Origin of the sequence: Peribacillus muralis (genome assembly GCF_001645685.2) — a bacterium.
Lineage (GTDB): Bacteria > Bacillota > Bacilli > Bacillales > DSM-1321 > Peribacillus > Peribacillus muralis_A.
This window is the reverse complement of the sequence record NZ_CP017080.1, coordinates 1,110,639-1,129,143: the sequence shown is the minus strand read 5'-3', so window position 1 is coordinate 1,129,143 and position 18,505 is coordinate 1,110,639. Positions and strand designations below refer to the sequence as shown.

Genomic DNA, 18,505 nt, shown 5'->3' with positions numbered 1-18,505 from the left:
CCAAAACTTTATTCTGGACTTTTATGCTGTGAATGATTGCTTTTTCATTTGCTTATATAAAAGGATAATACATCGGTGATTTTAATAACATGTTAAATAGAACTAATTTTCCGTATTTTACCTTTTTTTAGCATGTCTTTTCTGCTGCATCGCCTTCATTTTGAAAATATGCCAAATCAAACGAAAAACTTCAAGAAATCTCATTGCCTTCTTACGTGTATTTTAAGACGAAAGTGTCCTTAACTTGCTCTGATCCTCTGTTTGTCCATTGGTCGAACATGCACATCTCCTCATTTCCTGATTCGTTCCCACCTGAAAACGCCCATCATATGGGTCTTTCAGTTTGTAAAATTTGACTGTTACATTCATAGTCTCGTGAAGTATTAATCGTTGGACACACATTTCATAAGCGGGAATCTAGCCCCTTCCCTTTCCATTCACTCTGAGTGAAAACGCAGGTGAACCTCGATTGACCAGCAGCTTTATACGTATTGTCTCTACAACTTATTCAAATCCAATAAAAAAAGGTTTCGGAGGGGAGACCATTCCGAAACCTTTTGTCAACAAACTGAAACTTAAAACACGATGTCTCCTTTGTTGGGAAAATCTATTTTTCAAATGTTCCTTTCACGACCGCCGCTCCCTCTTTGACCATGACCTGTCCCATCGCGATGACGGTATCGATTTCAAAAGTATGCTTATCCATTATGATGATATCCGCGTCATTCCCCGCCTTAAGCTGGCCCTTATTTGCCAGCTTTAAGATATTTGCTGGGTTTTCCGTCACGACCCGCATGGCGTCAGCCGTTGCCACTCCATCCGCCAGAATCGCATCGACTACGGAATCATAGAGGGACATGCACGTCCCCATGCTCAATCCTTGCAGTTTCCCATCATCATCGAAGTCGGGAAGGCTTGCTTGCCCATCTGAAGTTAAGGTGATCTGATTGATATCAACGCCTTCTTCGAGTGCCAATTTTATGGCTGTACTTGCTTTCACTTCGCCTTCTTCCAGGAATTTCTTGACCGTACTGGTCGTAAAGTCTATATAGCCGCCTTTTTTTGCATATAACAAACCTGCTTTGAAAACGTCCGGATTCCGATTGATATGCGTCGGGTAAAACTGAGTGATCGGTATATCCGTTGTTTCGACGACTTCCTCGATTACCTTCAATAGATTTTGACTGTCGCCCACATGAATATTCACGATTCCCCCTTTTCCGGAAAGCAGACCTCCATTACGTGCCTGCGAAGCAAGTTTGGCAAGCTCTGCCGCAGTCGGCTGCGATGAACGATGGTCCGCAATGGCGATCTCTCCGACACCAATGATTTTATCCACAAGAATCAAATCGTCCTCGACCGAACCGGTTAACGTCTTGACTGGAAGATGATAAGATCCAGTTTGAACGAAAGAGCTTATCCCTTCTTCTTCAAGCGCTCTTGCTTTAGCTATAAGTGCCGGCATCGACCTTGTCGTTCCATCCGTACCGATCACGCCGACCAATGTCGTTATCCCTGCCAGCGTTGCATCCGTCAATTGGATTTCCGGTGTCCTCGTCTTGAAGCCACCCTCACCGCCGCCGCCGATGATATGTACATGAGCATCTATAAACCCCGGAACTACGATTTGCCCGCTCGCATCAATCACGTCACATTGAACGAAATTTTCAGGTCGATCAATATTACCCTCAATGAAACCGATTTGCCTTCCGACCAAAAGGATATCTTTTTGACCCATATATTCCGGTCCATAAATCTCCCCATTTTTTATAAGTGTTAGCATCGTTCCTTCTCCCTTCAAAAATGTAAATGCCAAATAGGTTTCAATTTCTTTTACACGGGTAAATATACAACATAACTCGCTAACAATTACATAAAAAAGACCAAACTTGCTTGTTCATTTATAGAATTGCAGCTGAATCGACATCTTGATTATGCTTTTTTCGAAAGTATAAAAACTAAAGGAGTAAACGACATGAATAAAGTGATTTCTTCTGACATTAAAACAAATAAAAGATTATCCATGCGTCAAATCATGAATTTATATCAAGTAACAAAAGAATTTAAAGGAAATATATATTTTATCTGCAATCATAAATTGGTCGATGCCAAAAAGCTTTCGACATTTGTATCCTTTGTACTTATCCTTCAGGAATGTGCAAACATGAAAGTCATCCTTGAAGGTGAGAATGTACATGCCATGCTTGAAAAAGTACAGGATATTTGTAAGGAAAATGAAGAAAACGCATTAGGTTTTCTTTCGAACCAAACCGTCAATATTTAAATGAGTCCAACTACGTTACGTATAGAAGAGGGGGTTTTTAGAATGAGAACCATATTAATGGTAATTGGTGCGATTGTCGTGATCGGCATCATTGTAAATTTCATATTTTAATGATGAAGAGCCTGTTGGCAAACTCGATGATGATTGAGCTTGCCAACAGGCTTTTTTGTTCTGTATGGCATGAAGCAAATCATCCAGGTGAAGAGGAAGCTTCCATGTCTTTAAATTACCATGGTACTTCCCAGTTCCTCCATTTGTTCAAGCCTTCTCTTATTTCATTTCCTTTATCAATCCAATATTGCTTACGTTTATCTTCTTTTTCCTTTTCCTTTTGCTCCGCTATGATCGCTTGCTGTTCAGCAATGAACGGCCCGATGTCTTGTGTTTTAAAAGATTGCGACGTTTGGTTCTGGAGCGCTTTTGCCATTATCTTATGGAAAATGAGCGCACTTCCCTCACTGCTATGCGTCGTTAAATAATGCTTTTCATCCGTCTTATCGTACCCTGCCCATACGGCACCTACCAGCGAAGGTGTATACCCAATGAACCATTGATCTTTAACGCCTGACACTCCTTCTATCGGAACTTGCGTTGACCCTGTTTTACCTGCAATTTCATAACCGGAAACGGCTGCGTTTTTCGCTGTGCCATATTCGACTGTACCAAGCAGCATCGCATTCATTTTATCGACGACACTTTTAGAGGTTACTTTCGTCTTGTTCTCCTTAGAGGACGCAACCTCTTTTCCCTCGGCATTTTCTATTTTTATAATGGCATGCGGCTCGATCCTTTCACCGTTGTTTGCAAACGCTGAAAAAGCATCAGCCATCTGCAGCGGGGATACACCCTTCCTCATCCCGCCTAAAGCGAGCGTTAAATTCCGATCTTCCTTTTCATACGGAATTCCAAACCGCTTAAGCGAATCAAGTCCCTTATCGATGCCGATCTCATTCAATAACCACACGGTTGGAACATTCAAGGAGTTCATCACAGCTTCATACATCGGTACCTCCCCCTTATATACTCCGCTCAAGTTTGTGGGCTCATATTCACCGAAGCTCATTTTTTCATCCTTCAAAGGAGAAGTGATATCATACCCCTCTTCCACCGCGGGGGTGTAAACAACAAGTGGTTTAATGGCCGAACCGGGAGACCGCTTCAGCTGTGTGGCCCGATTATATCCCATGAATTGATGCTTTCCCCGTCCGCCCACAAGTGCATTTATTCCGCCTGTTTTCGGATCCAACAGGATGGAACCACTTTGGACCATTTCCTCCGTACTCGTTCCCACGGGGAAATTGGCATCATTCTCGTAAACGGATTCTGTCGCCTGCTGCATGGATTGATCCAGTGTCGTATATATTTTATAGCCTTTAATAAGTAAATCCTCAAGCTTCATACCGTATTTACTGGATGCCTCCGATAACACATGATCGACAAAATATGGATACTTCCCTTTTAATGGATCCGTTTCCTTTTCTCCCTTTATAAGTGTCACTGTATCTTTTTTAGCGGAAGCCTCCTCATCCTTCGTCAAATAACCATGTTCTGCCATTCTTGAAAGAACAAGATCTCGCCGCTTCAATGCCCCGTCCAAATTCTTATACGGATCAAGTTTGGAAGGCAGGTTGATGACGCCCGCCAATAAAGCACTCTCGGCAACACTCAATTCTGAAACCTCTTTGGAAAAATAAACATTGGCGGCTTTTTTGATGCCCCATGCCCCATGGCCAAAATATACTTGATTCAAATACATTTCCAGAATCTCATCTTTTGTATATTCATCCTCGACTTCCTGTGCAAGGAAGAATTCTTCTATTTTCCTCTTCAATGTTCGATTAGACTCCAGCATCGTAATCTTTACAAGCTGTTGCGTAAGCGTACTTCCCCCTTCAACAACACTGCCTGCCTTCGCATTTTTAACCAAGGCTCGCAGAATCCCTTGATAATCTATGCCATGATGTTCATAAAAACGGTGATCCTCAATGGAAACCACCGCCTGTTTCATATGTTCCGGTATATCATCTATTGCCACACCTTCAGATTTATTGGCAGTGATCGTGCTGGCTAAGTTCCCGTCAAGATCATAAATTCCCGTTGGCTGCTGCAGACGATTTTCGAGCTGGCTTATATCTGCACCCTGTCTGAAATATATTAGAAAACCGGCACCCGCAACCACCACTGCCAATATAATTATTAGACCTAATTTCACTAACCCTCTCATTTGGACCCCCATTTTCCCGTCTGCGTCATATTCATTAAAAATATTTTACCCTTTTTATGAAAGAAAACTCGTTGATTAATTAATTTTGCAGTCGATCATTCGCCTTTCTTTTTGCATTTGTTCGTGACTCGGCTCGCGAAATAAGCTTCAGTAGTATGCTCGTATCTTTTCCTTTACCCATATTTGACATCTTTATACCGCTGAAAAGGCTTAATGCTGATGAAAGTGGGTATAACACCTCTAAAGACATACTAAATGGGGAGAGATGGTATCCATGAAAAACTTCAAGCATATTGTCGTCGCTTTTGATGGAAATGAGGAGAGTAAACGGGCTGTCGAGTACGGGGCAACATTGAAAAAGGCTTTTCCGGAAACTGAGCTCACCGTAGTTCATGTCTTAAATGATAAGGTGGAACAGCGCATCATGGGAAATGCATCGGCTCCGGGATTCGTACCTGCTGCAGGATTTTATGTAGATCCCGTTCAAACGCACCCTGTCGTGGAAGTTGAACAACCCGAACAACGTAAAGGAAATCCATCTCCTTCCGTCGTCGAGAACAGTGTCCAAAATGCAGAAAGCAATACATTGAGGCTGCTAAGTGAATTCCAAGTGAAGGGGAAATTCGAAATATTGGAAGGGCATGCACCAGATAGCATTTGTGACTATGCCGGGAGAACCGGCGCTGACCTCATCGTTGTCGGTAATAGCGATAAAAGCGGGCTGGAAAAATTCTTTCTCGGCAGCACCAGTAGTTCGATTGCGAAAAACGCTCCTTGTTCTGTATTCATAGCCAAATGATTAGGAAGAATTTAATTTTCCATCCTCAAAAAACCGGGTTCCTTAGTGAATTCGGTTTTTTTCAGTGCATCGACCACTTTAACGGAATGAACAAAGCCCCGATAACTCTTGAATCTAAAATCAGACCATAAGCCAATACTATTCCTCACGCATTAGGAGTCTGCTTACATTCAGCCTTTTTGGGTCCTTTTTTGGAAGTATTTAATTTTCGATCCTAGGTTAGAATATACTATTAGTTTCCATAAATAACATTAACAGCATGATGATTAATTAAAATGGATACACCCCATCCAACTTCTTTAGACCAATTTTGGATTGCCAGTTACCGCTTTAGTCATGATTAAGACCAATTACATCGGGAGGGGATAGACATATGGATAAACATTCTATATCGGCTGAAAAAGGCGCCTACATAAGCATTGCCGCTTACATTTTCTTATCAGCTCTTAAATTGTCGTTTGGCTATTTTGGGGATTCCAAAGGCCTCTGGGCAGATGGTTTGAATAATTCGACCGACATTATCGCCTCGATTGCCGTATTGATTGGCTTGAAGATATCCAAAAGACCGCCAGATGGTAATCACGCCTACGGGCATTTACGGGCGGAAACGATAGCTTCTTTAGTCGCGGCCTTCATCATGATCACAGTGGGCCTGCAGGTTGTATTCAGTGCTGTGGAATCCTTCTTCCAGCCAAAATCAACGACCGTCCCCAATATGCTTACCGCTTATGTCGCCATTTTCTCTGCTATTTTCATGTTTGGTATCTATCGTTACAATATAGTGTTAAGCAAGAAAATCAACAGCTCCTCCCTATATGCCGTTGCACAGGATAACCGTTCCGATGCCCTTGTCAGCGTCGGTGCATTTATCGGGATCCTCGGTACTAAGCTTGGAATTCCTTGGTTGGATGCCATAGCAGCTGCAGTCGTAGGCATCATCATTTGCAAAACGGCTTGGGGCATTTTCCGTGATGCCTCCATTTCTTTAACAGATGGCTTCGACGATCAGCTGCTGCAAAAAATAGGTCAAACCATCAGTTCGACAGAAGGTGTAAAAGACATGAGTGAAATCAAGGCCCGAATGCACGGAAGTGAAATCCTGCTAGAAACCACCGTTCACGTTAACCCTCTCTTAACGGTTATCCAAGGTCACGATATTACGGTTAAAATTGAAGAGAACCTATTACAAAAATATAATATCCAGCATGTAATCGTTCACATCGAGCCCTTTGCCTTCCACAAAAAAGGAAACCGTCAGTAACTTAACGGCTTCCTTTTTTTATTTTCATATTTGTAATAACTGTAATAAAACTAGTTCAAAAAAAGGGATTCATCGATTAATTGCCGAATACCTAACCAATTGACACATGTCTAAACACCACTAATCTGTTATCATGGACACAAAATGTAATCATTTTGAAATTCTTTCATTTTTTATCAATAAACCTAGGTCAATAGTAAATTCATTTTCCTACAGTATGGAGGGCAAAATGGGATCTAATCGAGAAATGACCATTCACTTTTTATCTTCTCAACAGGGCACCATCATATCTAAATGGAAAGATGAGCTGCTGCATTTACCAGATGGATATATAGGATACTTCAAGGGGGAAGTGGAAAACATATTCAATTTATTGGTCGATCAGCTTGGAACAACGGATACGGACATAGAAGATGTGCTAAAGGTGATTGGGAAAAAAATTGCATCTGACCGAGCTAATAAGCAGTTGAATATGGAAATTTTCTTTTCCTCTATAAGCATCGGCAGATCCACTATCATTGAACACCTTTTGAATTCCAATGTAAGTATGGAAGAAGTATCCGGTCTCATAAAGCAAATCAACATTTACTTTGATCAACTCATTCAGTTTGCATCATCCCATTATTCCGAATTGAAAATCAAGGAGCTCGATGAGCGCTATCAATTCATCAGCCCTGATCACAAAGACCGTTTGACGCTTTTAGGCCAAATGACCTCAAGCTTCGTCCATGAATTCCGTAATCCGCTGACTTCCATCATGGGGTTCATTCAATTGCTACAAGCAGAACAACCTGAAACTAAATATCTTGGTATCATTTCCAAGGAGTTGGATCAGCTCAATTACAGGATTACTCAATTCCTCAATATGTCAAAAAAAGAAACTTCAGAATCGCCACCTGAACTGTTTTCCATATCCCGATTGGCTAATGAGGTTATTGAATTTTTATATCCCAGCATTTTGGAAGTGAATGCTTCCATTACTTGTAATGTTGCCGATGATGCGGTCATTACAGGTTCTGAAGAGGAATTCCGCCAAGTCTTATTGAATATCATTTTAAATGCCCTTGATGTAGTTACTGGGATGCCCTCCCCAGCCATATATATATCTGGCTCTGAATGCCCACCCGGCATCCTTACCTTGAACATTTCCAACAATGGTCCGAAGATACCCGAAGAAGTCCTGCCGAATATTTTTGAACCATTCATCACCACCAAAAAAAGGGGGACGGGTTTGGGACTGTTCGTTTGTAAAGAAATCGTATTGAAACATAAAGGAACCTTATCCTGTCACTCAACCGATTTCCTAACGACCTTCTCGATACAGCTGCAAACAAAATAAGAATAAATATCCTCATTTCCTTGCATTTTCAGTGTCAAATTTTTGACTGATTCGCGTCAGTTTACTTATACTAATAGGAAGGTTCCATTACTGATCGAGGTGAATGACCGTATAGATTGAAGACTTTCATACAAGATAAACCACTACTTATTTTTTAAAGACAATCATTTCATTCATTATTGGTTTTGGGAGGTGACTGGGATAGCAAAATCGTCCGGCATCATTGGCGATTCAATGAGTCCCACACTATTTGGACATATTAAGTTTTTTATTAGTCATTATTTTAATCGCTTTAACTGCCTTTTTTGTAGCTTCTGAATTTTCGATCATCAGGGTTCGCAGCTCCAGGATCGATCAATTGATTGAAGAGGGAAACAAAAAAGCCATGGCGGCAAAGAAAGTGACATCCGATCTCGATGAATACCTTTCCGCGACCCAGCTCGGCATTACAGTAACAGCCCTTGGATTGGGGTGGCTCGGACAACCGACCGTCCTCACATTGGTCGGACCTTTATTCAATGCCTTACATTTCCCTCAGGAAATCACAAGCATTTTGACATTTTTCATATCGTTTTCGCTGATAACATTCCTGAATGTGGTTGTAGGCGAATTGGCTCCAAAGACCGTCGCCATCCAAAAGGCGGAACAGGTGGCCCTGGCTATTGCCAGCCCGCTGATCTTTTTCCATAAGATTGCGTTTCCCTTCATTTGGGTATTGAATCATTCCTCCCGCTTCGTTGTCGGTTTATTTGGCTTCAAGCCAGCGTCCGAAAGTGAGATAGCCCACACCGAAGAAGAATTGCGTTTCATCCTTTCCGATAGTTATAAAAGCGGGGAGATCAACCAATCCGAATTCAAATATGTAAGCAACATATTTGAATTCGATGACCGTGTTGCCAAAGAAATCATGGTTCCAAGGACAGAAATCCTGACCATTTCCAAGGATGAAACGGTACAGGAATTCGTCGATGTAGCAAAATTGGAGAAATACACACGATATCCTGTTGTCGAGGGTGACAAAGATCATGTCATTGGCTTAGTGAACTTGAAGGAAGTTTTCTCGGATCTTATCCGTAATCCGGAAATCCAAGTAAAGGCGATTGAAAATTACTCTCGTCCGATCATTCGCGTAATGGAAAATATACCCATACACGATTTACTGCTAAAAATGCAAAAGGAACGCATTCATATGGCTATTTTGATGGATGAATACGGAGGTACCTCCGGCCTTGTCACTGTCGAGGATATCCTCGAGGAAATCGTTGGGGAAATTCGTGACGAATTCGATATTGATGAAGTCGCCTCCATCAGGAAAATTAAGGATGGCCACTATATTTTAGACTCGAAGCTTCTTGTTAAGGAAGTGAATGATTTACTTGGCATTCACTTGGAAGAAGACGATGTCGACACTATAGGCGGATGGGTGCTTACGGAAAATTATGATGTGACTGTTGGGGACATCATGGAGAAGGATGGATTTTGCTTTAAGGTGATTGAAATGGAAGATCGCGCCATTCGTTCCATCGAAGTGACAAAAAAAATCGTTAAGATACCTCTTGAGGAAGACCTTCCTCAAAGATAGATGAAAAAACAGCCTCGTAAAAAATACGAGGCTGTTTTTTTGTATTCATTTATCAGGAAGCCGACCTATTTTTTTTTGACCGATACGATCGGAGGGGGGCTCTTCTTTTTCCAGATGATATAAAGCATGATGCAGACAAAGGAAAAACCAGCTGCCGGAATTAAATAAGGCGCAGTAATCTCCCTGATCTGCTGCCAATTTTCGCCGAGGATCTTTCCCAAGGATAAAAACAAAATGGTCCAGGGTATCACTGCCGCAATTGTATAGAAGCTGAATTTCCATACGGACATTCTAGCAATACCTGCGGGGATTGAAATCGCGTGACGGATAACCGGGATGAATCGAGCAGTGAAAATGACACCTACCCCGTATCGTTGAAACCACTCTTCAGCCATAAAAATATGCTTTTCCTTAATTAAGATATACTTTCCATACTTCAAAAGAAAAGGCCGCCCGCCATAGTACCCAGCCCAATATAGAAATAATTGCGCCATCGTCCCACCGGCTACACCTGCAAGTACGGCTCCCCAAAAATTCATTTTTCCAAGGCCCACCAAATATCCACCGTATCCGAGAACAAGCTCGCTTGGAATGACTTCGACCATCAGTCCCAACAATATCCCCATATAACCCATTTCAGCAAACCAATTCAATATCGTCATTATAAGCTGTGATACCATGCAATCGGACTCCCCTTAGCACTAATTTCAATATGTTCGTCCTTATATCCTATTCGGGACATGGCGTTCTATTCGGTTTTTCACTTTCTGCCCCATACGGTATACGGCCTTAGTTAATGCACACAAAAAAAGACCAGAAAATATGTGCTCTGGCCTCTCATTGCATCAGTATTCCTTTAGTCTCCGTTTTTCGGGCGAATTGCGAAAAAGCAGCTGTGGTGAGTAAGGATGAATCTGCTTGCGAAACATTATTGAAAATCTCCTGGCGTGACTTCGTTTTTTCAATATGAATCCCGAGATCCTTATACTTATTGATGATTCGGTTCTTCATGCTCATCTCACCCTTTCTTCTGTATTGTTATTCTTTTTCTTCCCATTTTAATAATGGATAAAACCTATTAAATCAATTTGTTCAAAAAAAAGCATTTTATAGCGTTTCATTTGTTCACTTGAATGGTTTGCAGCTGGTGCTCATGAACCTCGTCTTTCTCAACATGCACCTGCACCTTATAGGTACCTGCTTCAGTGAATGATACCTTATTTAAGTATTTCCCATCTCCATCATCCTCAGCTTTAGTAAAATGACTTTCGTCGCTGCCATCCTTCCAAACCTCGAAATTCACATCTGCATTTGTCAGTGGCTTTCCATCCAATTCCACGGTAGCGGCAAAAATCGAACTGCTTCCAGCCTTTACAGGGTTGCTTTGGAATTCAATCGATACATCCGATCTAGGATGTATTGATGCACCTTCATCTTCATGTCCTGGAATGGCAATTTCTTTTTCAGGCATCACATGTAGCCCTTTGGCCGTTACATGGGCAACCACGATATATTTCCCTTGCTCCGTAAATGTATGCATCACTTGATACTTACCGCTCCCCGTATTTTTCGCATCAAGCATTTCCCTTTTATCTTGTCCGGACTTTCTTATCTCAAACAGTACCTCATCAGCTTCATTCACTAATTGATCCCCTTGTTTCACTGTCGTTTCAAGAATGACTTCCTTTCCTTGATCCAAACTCCCTTTAATGGCAATCGATGCTTCCATGGATTCCGGAACGGCACTGTTCACTTCTTTATCCTCTTGCATTTCTTTCTGTTGACAGCCCACAAGCATAATTATCAACGCAGAAACCATATAGATTTTTTTCATTTGTACTTCCCCTTACCAGTTATTGGACTAAAAATCCGCCCTATTCATATTGACCATCCTTTCCTTTTTTCAGATTTTTATACGTAAATTAACTTTAAGCCGTTCGCATCACGGTGACTGAAGTCAGCATGGCTACTGCGATGATCGTTAAAAATGAATATAGAAAAACGGAAGTCCCTACAACACTCAATCCGAAAAGCAGAACGCATCCATCAATGAAGAAAATCAGTAAACCAACATTGAGTCCGCTCTTCCTCGAAAGGATTTGTGCCAGCATATCCGTTCCACCTGTAGAGGTTCCATAACGAAGCATCAAGCCAATTCCGAGTCCGATCAACGCTCCCCCAATTACAGCACTAACATAAATGGGTAAATTCCACCCAGTGATGGCGTCGGAAAAAATATCGATGCATAAAGAAGAGAATAACAGGCCATGCAAGCTGTTCAGAAATAGTTTTTTCTCAAAATACCATGCATATATATATAGCGGAATACTGCTCAGAATTACCCCCAAGCCTGTTGGAAGTCCGATATAGTAATGAAAAATCAGCCCAATCCCGATCATGCCACCATCCAGTAAATGGTAAGGTATCAGAAAGAAGTTGATACCAACCCCTACGAGCATGCTGCCGGCAAGAACCGCTGCCATCCTTTCCATCATTTTCATCAATCTCCCCTCCTCTGCGCCATAAAACCTGTCCCGCTTCTAAAGATATGATTATGTCGTCCAAAAAATAATGAAAACGGCAATTATTTATGAATCAGCCTAATCATTTTCAGAATATTCCATCATATAATGCAATAAAGTAGAGAAAACAGTCAAAAACGGCTAATTATTAGCTCAAATTGACTCTTTACAAGCTATTTACCTGATTTAAGGAGCAGTAAGCAGTTTGACTGAATGATGATCTCTTTTTATAATGAAAGTATTTAAATTAATTAATTGAGGTGATTTGATGGGGCATTAAAGAATGTTCGTTTTGACGGACGGACGTTGCTTTGCGTAAAAGACATGTGCATACTTAAATGGATGCAGGTCATTATGCAGGAATTCTTCTATTTCCCGTCTGCGCATCGCTAATCGGCATACACTATGATTCTCTTCATCACTTAAAAGTTATTCGGGACTCGAGACTGTAATTCAATAAATAGGTCTGACTGGTCCCAAAATATTTGGCAAGACAAAAAAAATATACTTGTATATTTTAAAAATGTAGGAGGTGGACTCCTTATTCGTCTCGGAGACGATGTAAGGGAGACTATTTGGACATATTAAACTTGGTTATCATTGCCATTTTAATTGCTTTAACAGCATTTTTTGTCGCTACGGAGTTTGCGATCGTTAAAGTGAGAAGCACGAGGGTCGATCAATTAATTGAAGAAGGAAATCCAAATGCTCTTTCAGCAAGGAAGGTCATATCCAATCTTGATGAATACCTTTCGACTTGCCAGCTCGGCATTACCGTCACTGCCTTAGGGCTGGGGTTCCTTGGAGAACCGACGGTTGAAAACATTTTGCGACCACTTTTAATTCAATTAAATCTTCATTCTGCTTCACATATACTCTCAGTTGCGATTGCCTTTTCTTCCATAACGTTCATACATGTCGTCGTTGGGGAACTGGCACCGAAAACATTGGCGATTCAAAAAGCGGAGCAGGTTACGTTATTGGTTTCCAAACCTTTAATATGGTTTAACAAAATCATGTATCCGTTCATCTGGGTACTGAATGGCTCCGCAAGGGCGCTGACAAAAATGCTAGGATTAAAAGCAGTTTCTGAACATGATTTGGCTCATACAGAAGAAGAGCTGCGTATCATCGTTTCCGAAAGCTATAAAAGTGGCGAAATTAACCAATCTGAGTTTAAATACGTGAATAAAATCTTTGAATTCGATGATAGGATAGCAAAAGAAATCATGGTTCCGCGTACTGAAATCGCTACGATATCCAAGGATGATACGATTGAACAGTTTTTCACCGTCATGGCGGAAGACAACTTTACCCGTTATCCTGTCATTGATGGCGATAAAGATCATGTCATCGGTATGGTCAATATCAAGGAACTCTTCACTGAAATGATTGACAAAAGCAATCACACGGCCGCAACGATCAACAGATATGTTCGTCCGATCATACGCGTCATTGACAGCATACCGATTCACGATTTATTGTTAAAAATGCAAAAAGAACGAATTCATATGGCTATCCTCATGGATGAATATGGCGGGACATCAGGCCTGGTGACAGTTGAAGATATCCTTGAAGAAATCGTTGGCGATATTCGGGATGAATTTGACCTGGATGAAGTGCCTGATGTGCGTAAAATAAAAGAAGATCATTATATAATCGATGCAAAGGTATTGGTCAGTGAAATGAATGATTTACTTGGTCTGGATATTAATGATGAAGACATCGATACGATGGGCGGATGGATCCTTACCGAGAATTACGAAGCAAAGCAAGGTGATGTCCTAACTTTTGGACCTTATAACTTTAGGATAAAAGAAATGGAAGATCACCATATTCGCTATATTGAAATATATAAACCAGCAAAAATTGTAAGTGAAGTAAAAGAATTTCCGATGATCTCGCAAACAGAAATCGTTTCATGAAAATACCCCCCATGCCTCATTTTGTTGAGGCACGGGGGGTATTTTCGTTTATTTGGTACATGAAGTGATAAACAGCATATTATAAACAAATTAACCCCATCAAGATTGAATGAATACAGCGAGTATAGTTCAACCTTTATTGTTTCATACTGTTAGGGGAAAGCAATATTTATGAAGGAGCGAAGAATCATGAAACTGATAACCATCTGTCAGCACTGCAAAGGGAAAGGGAGAACCCGCTATCTGCAATTCTTTTCCCGTGACTGCCATCATTGCCATGGCCAAGGCAAAGCGGTAAGAGATATGTCCAATAAAAGAAATCATGCGAAACACCTCTAGCCTTTCTTTCACAATTTAAAGTTGGATTTGATGACACCTGCCTTCTTTAACGTCTCATAAACGATCACAAGCGAAGGTCCAAGGAAAAGTCCGATGAATCCTAGCATTTTAAACCCTAAATAAAGACTGATCAACGAAGCCAATGGGGACAACCCCATATTTGCTGAGTAGATTTTTGGTTCTATAATCCTTCTAATAATGGTAATGACCAAGAACAAGATAACCAGACCAATCCCAAAATGGTGATTTCCTTGTGCCCAAACAATGACTGCCCAAGGAACGAGGACAGATCCCGTACCCAATATCGGGAGAATGTCCACAACAACAATTAACAAAGCCAGCGGGATTGCATATCTCACATTCAATAGCCATAGCCCGCCATATGCCATAATGAATGTAATTAAACTCAATAAAACCTGTGCCTTGATGAAGCCAACTGCTGCCATGCTTAAATCATGATAAACTAACGATATCTTTTGGAAGGTGGACGTTTTTAAGTATTGCATTGCCTTTTTCTTTAACTTAGGCAATTCCAGGCTGATCAAGAATAAAGCGATTAAATAAATGAGGAAATCAATGAATAAACCCGGAATTAGCGTAACGAACTGGACCATATCCTGAACGAATCCCTCTGTGAACCCCTCAAGAGCCTTGACGCTCTTTTCCATCGTTTGTTCTACAGATTGAATGAGATTTGGCGGCAACGTTTGGGAATATTGTTCCCATTGCCTTATGACAGGCAATATCGCCGTCAAATACATTTCACGTATCAATCCAGGAAATCCCTCGGAATAGACCATGATTTTTTTGATCAATACCGAAAAGGAGAAATAGGTGATACCTAGTAGGCCGCCTACATATAAAACGAATGAAATCAAGACGGCCCATAGGCGATGCAGCTTAGCCGTTTCACTCATCATCCGGACCATTCCATCCAAAAGAATCGCAGTGAGTAGCGCCAAAATCAAAGCCCATGAATAGGGAATAACGATTATTATGCCCAAGAGAAAAAGAAATCTCCAAAACCAGCGAAAAAAAACAGCAGCATTCACTGAGCAAACCCTCCTTGCTCTTTCTTGTTCTCCCTATATTTATGAAACGGAGTCACATATATTTCGCCTATACGTTTTATTTTCTTGAATTTAGGGAAAAAGAGGTACAAAGAGATGGAGGGATAGGCTATGGATAACAAAGATAAGGAAAAATATCTTGAAGAGCGTAATGATAAATCCAAGGCATTCAAAGAAAATCAAGAAAAGCAGCTGGAACGTGACCAAGTTGTCATGCCCATTGAAGATTTACCCATCGATGAAATTAAATATGAACGACAAGAAGAACGAAATAAAAAAGAAACGAAGAATCGCTCCACAAGCGAGAAATTTTAATATAAAAACATAACCAGCCGTATACAGGCTGGTTTTTGGTTTAAGGTCAGACTTTCTGTCCGGTATGCCCCTTCGTTTCCTACAACCATACAAGAATGCCAGCCAGCTTGTATTACTCCCTCCCCGCCCAAATATCCAAATACAACATTTTAAAATAAAATTCGCTAGCTTTTTTTCCAGTTTTCATATCCTTAAGCTATATTTTGTAATGGTTCAGGGTCGATTGCACTCCCAAAAAATCCAATTATCCCACCATTCCCCTCTCCCTTTCGTGCCTTTATTCCAAAAATAAACATTGACTGAAATGAATGATTCTTTACAATAGACTTTTAAGAATTAAAGAATATAATGGATTGGTCGACCATTATAAAGGAGAATCATATGAACCCTACTCAATTATTTCATCAATATTTACAAGTTTCCCGATCATTAGTCAGTAAAATGAATGAGCAAATTACCTCCCTTGAAATTTATCATAATCAGTGGACAATTTTGAATTATTTAAAAAACTGTGGGTATTCCACCATACCCGATATTTGTAATTACCTGGATGTAGATAGTGTCATCATCACCCGTTCAGTCAACAGCATGGAACAAAATAGCATGATTAAGCAAGTACCAGGAAAAGATGAACAGGAAAAAAGAATTGAACTGACTCCCCGGGGCAAGGAAGTACATACAAAATGCCTTAAAATCGCAGAAAAGATTGAAGGAAAAGCCTTGGAGGGCATCACGGAAGAAGAACAGGAGTTATTTTTCCAGACTGTCCTTAAAATTCTCAATAATATAAGAAATTGAAATGGCAGGAGCCATTGCCATGTATCCATGCTTTAATTTGCTTACGATTATAACACCATACCTGAGCAAAATAGTTGGCTGTTATACATTCTTGAATGTTGGACGGAAGTTGGAAGGATCATCCCTCCAACATTTGCAGTCTTTCCATTGGCTAGTTTCAGCAATCTTCTTTTAACAGGTCGAGGATGTATTTATGGCAAAGTTGCAAGAATTGGATTTAGGGGTGTAACGCTCTTTTATGAATGCGGCCCCCTATTGCTAAGACGAAACTATCCTCGTGATATCAGTTATTCCTTATCCGGTCGGTATGTTCCGCCAGGCCAGGCGGTCGCTCGTTACAAAAAACCAATACTTATTTTTCTTGTAAAACTTGGTTGATTTCCCGTGATATTTCTTTGACATTCTCAATATCGGGTATTGCATAATAAATTCCGTTTATATATTCATCATTACATTTAATTTGTTGCTTGTTAAATTCGATATTTTTACCCATAAGCGTACTTGCAATGGTCAGGATATTTTTTGCAGATAGATTTGTAGAAGTATGCGGACCTACTTCATCCAATATGTCATTCATTTTCCCTATTGAATTTAAGGATAAAACTTTTTTTCCAATTGCTTCAATCACCAATTGCTGACGTTGCCCGCGAAAAAAATCATTATCAATCTTACGTGTTCTAGTTAGTGCTAAAGCCTGCTCGCCACTAAGATGTTGATGCCCTTTTTCTAAATGAATGGCACCTGCCTTATCTTGACTATCTTGTTCCGTAAAAGTGACGGGGACATCAACGTCAATCCCTCCAATAGTATCTATTAGACTGAGAAATGAATCAAAATTAAATTTAATATAGTAATCGACAGGTACGTCCAAAAAATTTTCAACTGTATCTATTGTACCTTCTATACCGCCAAAGGCATGCGCATGGGCAATTTTGTCTTCCTTATCTTTAATCGGTATATACATTCTAGTATCACGTGGGATGCTTACGAGATTGATTGCCGTATCCTGTTTATTGATTGTAGCAAGTAACAATGCATCTGAGCGAGCATTCGTTCCATCACCATTTTCTCTTGTCTCACTCGTGTCTTCACCTATGATTAAAATCGAAATATTATCTTTTAAAGGAGATATCATTTGTTCTCTTTTATTGGATTTACTTCCCCTTTCGAGTTCACGAAATGTATGACTGGTAAAATCATAGAATTGGGAATAAATATAAGTTCCTCCCAAAAGTAAACAAGCGATCACGGTAAAAATGAGAATTCTAAATCTGTTTTTTTTGTATCCGTTCTTTTTCATGTACATTCATTCCCTCTTCCACAAATATGATATATGCAGTATATCGATGGATTCTTATGATAGAACCGACTTGGTCATTCCCACATATTCGACTTATTCCCACTTAGTTTCCGTATCTTCCCACCGTTATGGCGCTGTTGCCATGATACTTCTTTAGAATTACACCTTATTGGCTCATGGCTGTTAAACAAGCGGCGTCCATCCCCAGTGTCGCATTTTATCATCGATTAATTGACAAAATGTCAACACATTATGCAGACTGACTCCTAAATTTATTTTTTTATATTCCACTTTATTCAACATAAGTTTTATTTGACAAAATGTCAACAAAAAAACCACAAAAGGTTTTCCATACATCATTCAGAATCAGAATAAGAATGTAAGCCTTCATTTTTCTTAGATAACCTACTATTTTCGTTCTCATAGTTTTAGTTTATTCAATAACGAACCACAATCCCCTTCAGGATTCGAGAGATAAATGGACCAAAGGCTTCATCATCCGGTTCAAGATGTATCAAAATATGCGCCTAAAGTTGAAGTTCCTATAAGGAATTATATATGGATTAGTTAACTTATAGTTTTTATTTTCTCGAATAATGGCTTATTTGACGAGTTTCTTCTATAATATACGATTTTTACCTTTATATAGGTTTTTTCATCGGTACTTAATAAATCATCTGTAACTAACGCCGTCCAAAGAGCATGACAAAAGGCAATAGGAGTGGGCCGTCCGTTCCTATTGCCTTT

17 protein-coding genes are annotated in these 18,505 nt (G+C 40.3%); 8 read left to right on the top strand and 9 right to left on the bottom strand.

Features of this window, described 5'->3' with window-relative positions; translation table 11 throughout:
* Positions 1-607: 607 nt before the first annotated feature.
* Entirely contained in the window at positions 608-1,783 is a 1,176-nt protein-coding gene (gene iadA / locus ABE28_RS05370) for a beta-aspartyl-peptidase (RefSeq protein ID WP_064466707.1), read from the bottom strand.
* A 192-nt stretch (positions 1,784-1,975) separates the two neighbouring features.
* On the opposite strand from iadA, the gene ABE28_RS05365 reads away from it, so the two are divergent.
* The gene (locus ABE28_RS05365; protein WP_064466708.1) at positions 1,976-2,284 is read left to right on the top strand and encodes a hypothetical protein; all 309 of its coding nucleotides are present in this window, start codon (positions 1,976-1,978) and stop codon (positions 2,282-2,284) included.
* A gap of 226 nt (positions 2,285-2,510) precedes the next feature.
* Here ABE28_RS05365 and ABE28_RS05360 read toward each other — a convergent pair whose 3' ends face one another.
* A complete protein-coding gene (locus tag ABE28_RS05360; protein WP_257390723.1) occupies positions 2,511-4,508 on the bottom strand; it encodes a transglycosylase domain-containing protein in 1,998 nt (665 codons plus the stop codon).
* A gap of 274 nt (positions 4,509-4,782) precedes the next feature.
* On the opposite strand from ABE28_RS05360, the gene ABE28_RS05355 reads away from it, so the two are divergent.
* The 4 genes from ABE28_RS05355 to ABE28_RS05340 all read left to right on the top strand — a co-directional run bounded on the left by ABE28_RS05355 (position 4,783) and on the right by ABE28_RS05340 (position 9,489).
* Positions 4,783-5,307 (top strand): universal stress protein, encoded by a 525-nt coding sequence (locus ABE28_RS05355; protein ID WP_064466710.1) that lies wholly within the window; start codon positions 4,783-4,785, stop codon positions 5,305-5,307.
* 373 nt (positions 5,308-5,680) lie between these two features.
* Complete coding sequence (locus tag ABE28_RS05350; RefSeq protein WP_064466711.1) at positions 5,681-6,568, top strand: cation diffusion facilitator family transporter; 888 nt, start codon at positions 5,681-5,683, stop codon at positions 6,566-6,568.
* A 229-nt stretch (positions 6,569-6,797) separates the two neighbouring features.
* Positions 6,798-7,907 (top strand): histidine kinase N-terminal domain-containing protein, encoded by a 1,110-nt coding sequence (locus ABE28_RS05345; protein WP_064466712.1) that lies wholly within the window; start codon positions 6,798-6,800, stop codon positions 7,905-7,907.
* Between the two features lie 250 nt (positions 7,908-8,157).
* A complete protein-coding gene (locus tag ABE28_RS05340) occupies positions 8,158-9,489 on the top strand; it encodes a hemolysin family protein (protein WP_064466713.1) in 1,332 nt (443 codons plus the stop codon).
* Positions 9,490-9,554: 65 nt separating this feature from the next.
* On the opposite strand, the gene ABE28_RS05335 is transcribed toward ABE28_RS05340, so the two are convergent.
* The 4 genes from ABE28_RS05335 to ABE28_RS05325 all read right to left on the bottom strand — a co-directional run bounded on the left by ABE28_RS05335 (position 9,555) and on the right by ABE28_RS05325 (position 11,990).
* Positions 9,555-10,169, bottom strand: a complete 615-nt coding sequence (locus ABE28_RS05335; RefSeq protein ID WP_064466714.1) for an undecaprenyl phosphate transporter UptA — start codon at positions 10,167-10,169, stop codon at positions 9,555-9,557.
* A gap of 157 nt (positions 10,170-10,326) precedes the next feature.
* Positions 10,327-10,500: an Lmo0850 family protein gene (locus ABE28_RS24870; protein ID WP_156775689.1), complete on the bottom strand. Its 174-nt coding sequence runs from the start codon at positions 10,498-10,500 to the stop codon at positions 10,327-10,329.
* 106 nt (positions 10,501-10,606) lie between these two features.
* A complete protein-coding gene (locus ABE28_RS05330; RefSeq protein WP_064466715.1) occupies positions 10,607-11,323 on the bottom strand; it encodes a FixH family protein in 717 nt (238 codons plus the stop codon).
* Positions 11,324-11,417: 94 nt separating this feature from the next.
* Positions 11,418-11,990, bottom strand: a complete 573-nt coding sequence (locus ABE28_RS05325) for a YitT family protein (RefSeq protein ID WP_306807328.1) — start codon at positions 11,988-11,990, stop codon at positions 11,418-11,420.
* 596 nt (positions 11,991-12,586) lie between these two features.
* On the opposite strand from ABE28_RS05325, the gene ABE28_RS05320 reads away from it, so the two are divergent.
* Entirely contained in the window at positions 12,587-13,936 is a 1,350-nt protein-coding gene (locus ABE28_RS05320; protein ID WP_064466716.1) for a hemolysin family protein, read from the top strand.
* Positions 13,937-14,080: 144 nt separating this feature from the next.
* Here ABE28_RS05320 and ABE28_RS05315 read toward each other — a convergent pair whose 3' ends face one another.
* Together ABE28_RS05315 and ytvI are read right to left on the bottom strand one after the other, a co-directional pair.
* On the bottom strand, positions 14,081-14,260 hold the full coding sequence (locus ABE28_RS05315) for a hypothetical protein (RefSeq protein WP_064466717.1): 180 nt from the start codon (positions 14,258-14,260) through the stop codon (positions 14,081-14,083).
* A gap of 23 nt (positions 14,261-14,283) precedes the next feature.
* Entirely contained in the window at positions 14,284-15,327 is a 1,044-nt protein-coding gene (ytvI, locus tag ABE28_RS05310) for a sporulation integral membrane protein YtvI (RefSeq protein WP_064466718.1), read from the bottom strand.
* Positions 15,328-15,456: 129 nt separating this feature from the next.
* On the opposite strand from ytvI, the gene ABE28_RS05305 reads away from it, so the two are divergent.
* Positions 15,457-15,660: a hypothetical protein gene (locus ABE28_RS05305; protein ID WP_064466719.1), complete on the top strand. Its 204-nt coding sequence runs from the start codon at positions 15,457-15,459 to the stop codon at positions 15,658-15,660.
* 381 nt (positions 15,661-16,041) lie between these two features.
* Positions 16,042-16,458, top strand: coding sequence for a MarR family winged helix-turn-helix transcriptional regulator (locus ABE28_RS05300; protein WP_064466720.1), 417 nt, complete (start codon positions 16,042-16,044; stop codon positions 16,456-16,458).
* Positions 16,459-16,810: 352 nt separating this feature from the next.
* On the opposite strand, the gene ABE28_RS05295 is transcribed toward ABE28_RS05300, so the two are convergent.
* Positions 16,811-17,758, bottom strand: coding sequence for an LCP family protein (locus ABE28_RS05295; protein ID WP_064466926.1), 948 nt, complete (start codon positions 17,756-17,758; stop codon positions 16,811-16,813).
* Positions 17,759-18,505 lie beyond the last annotated feature (747 nt).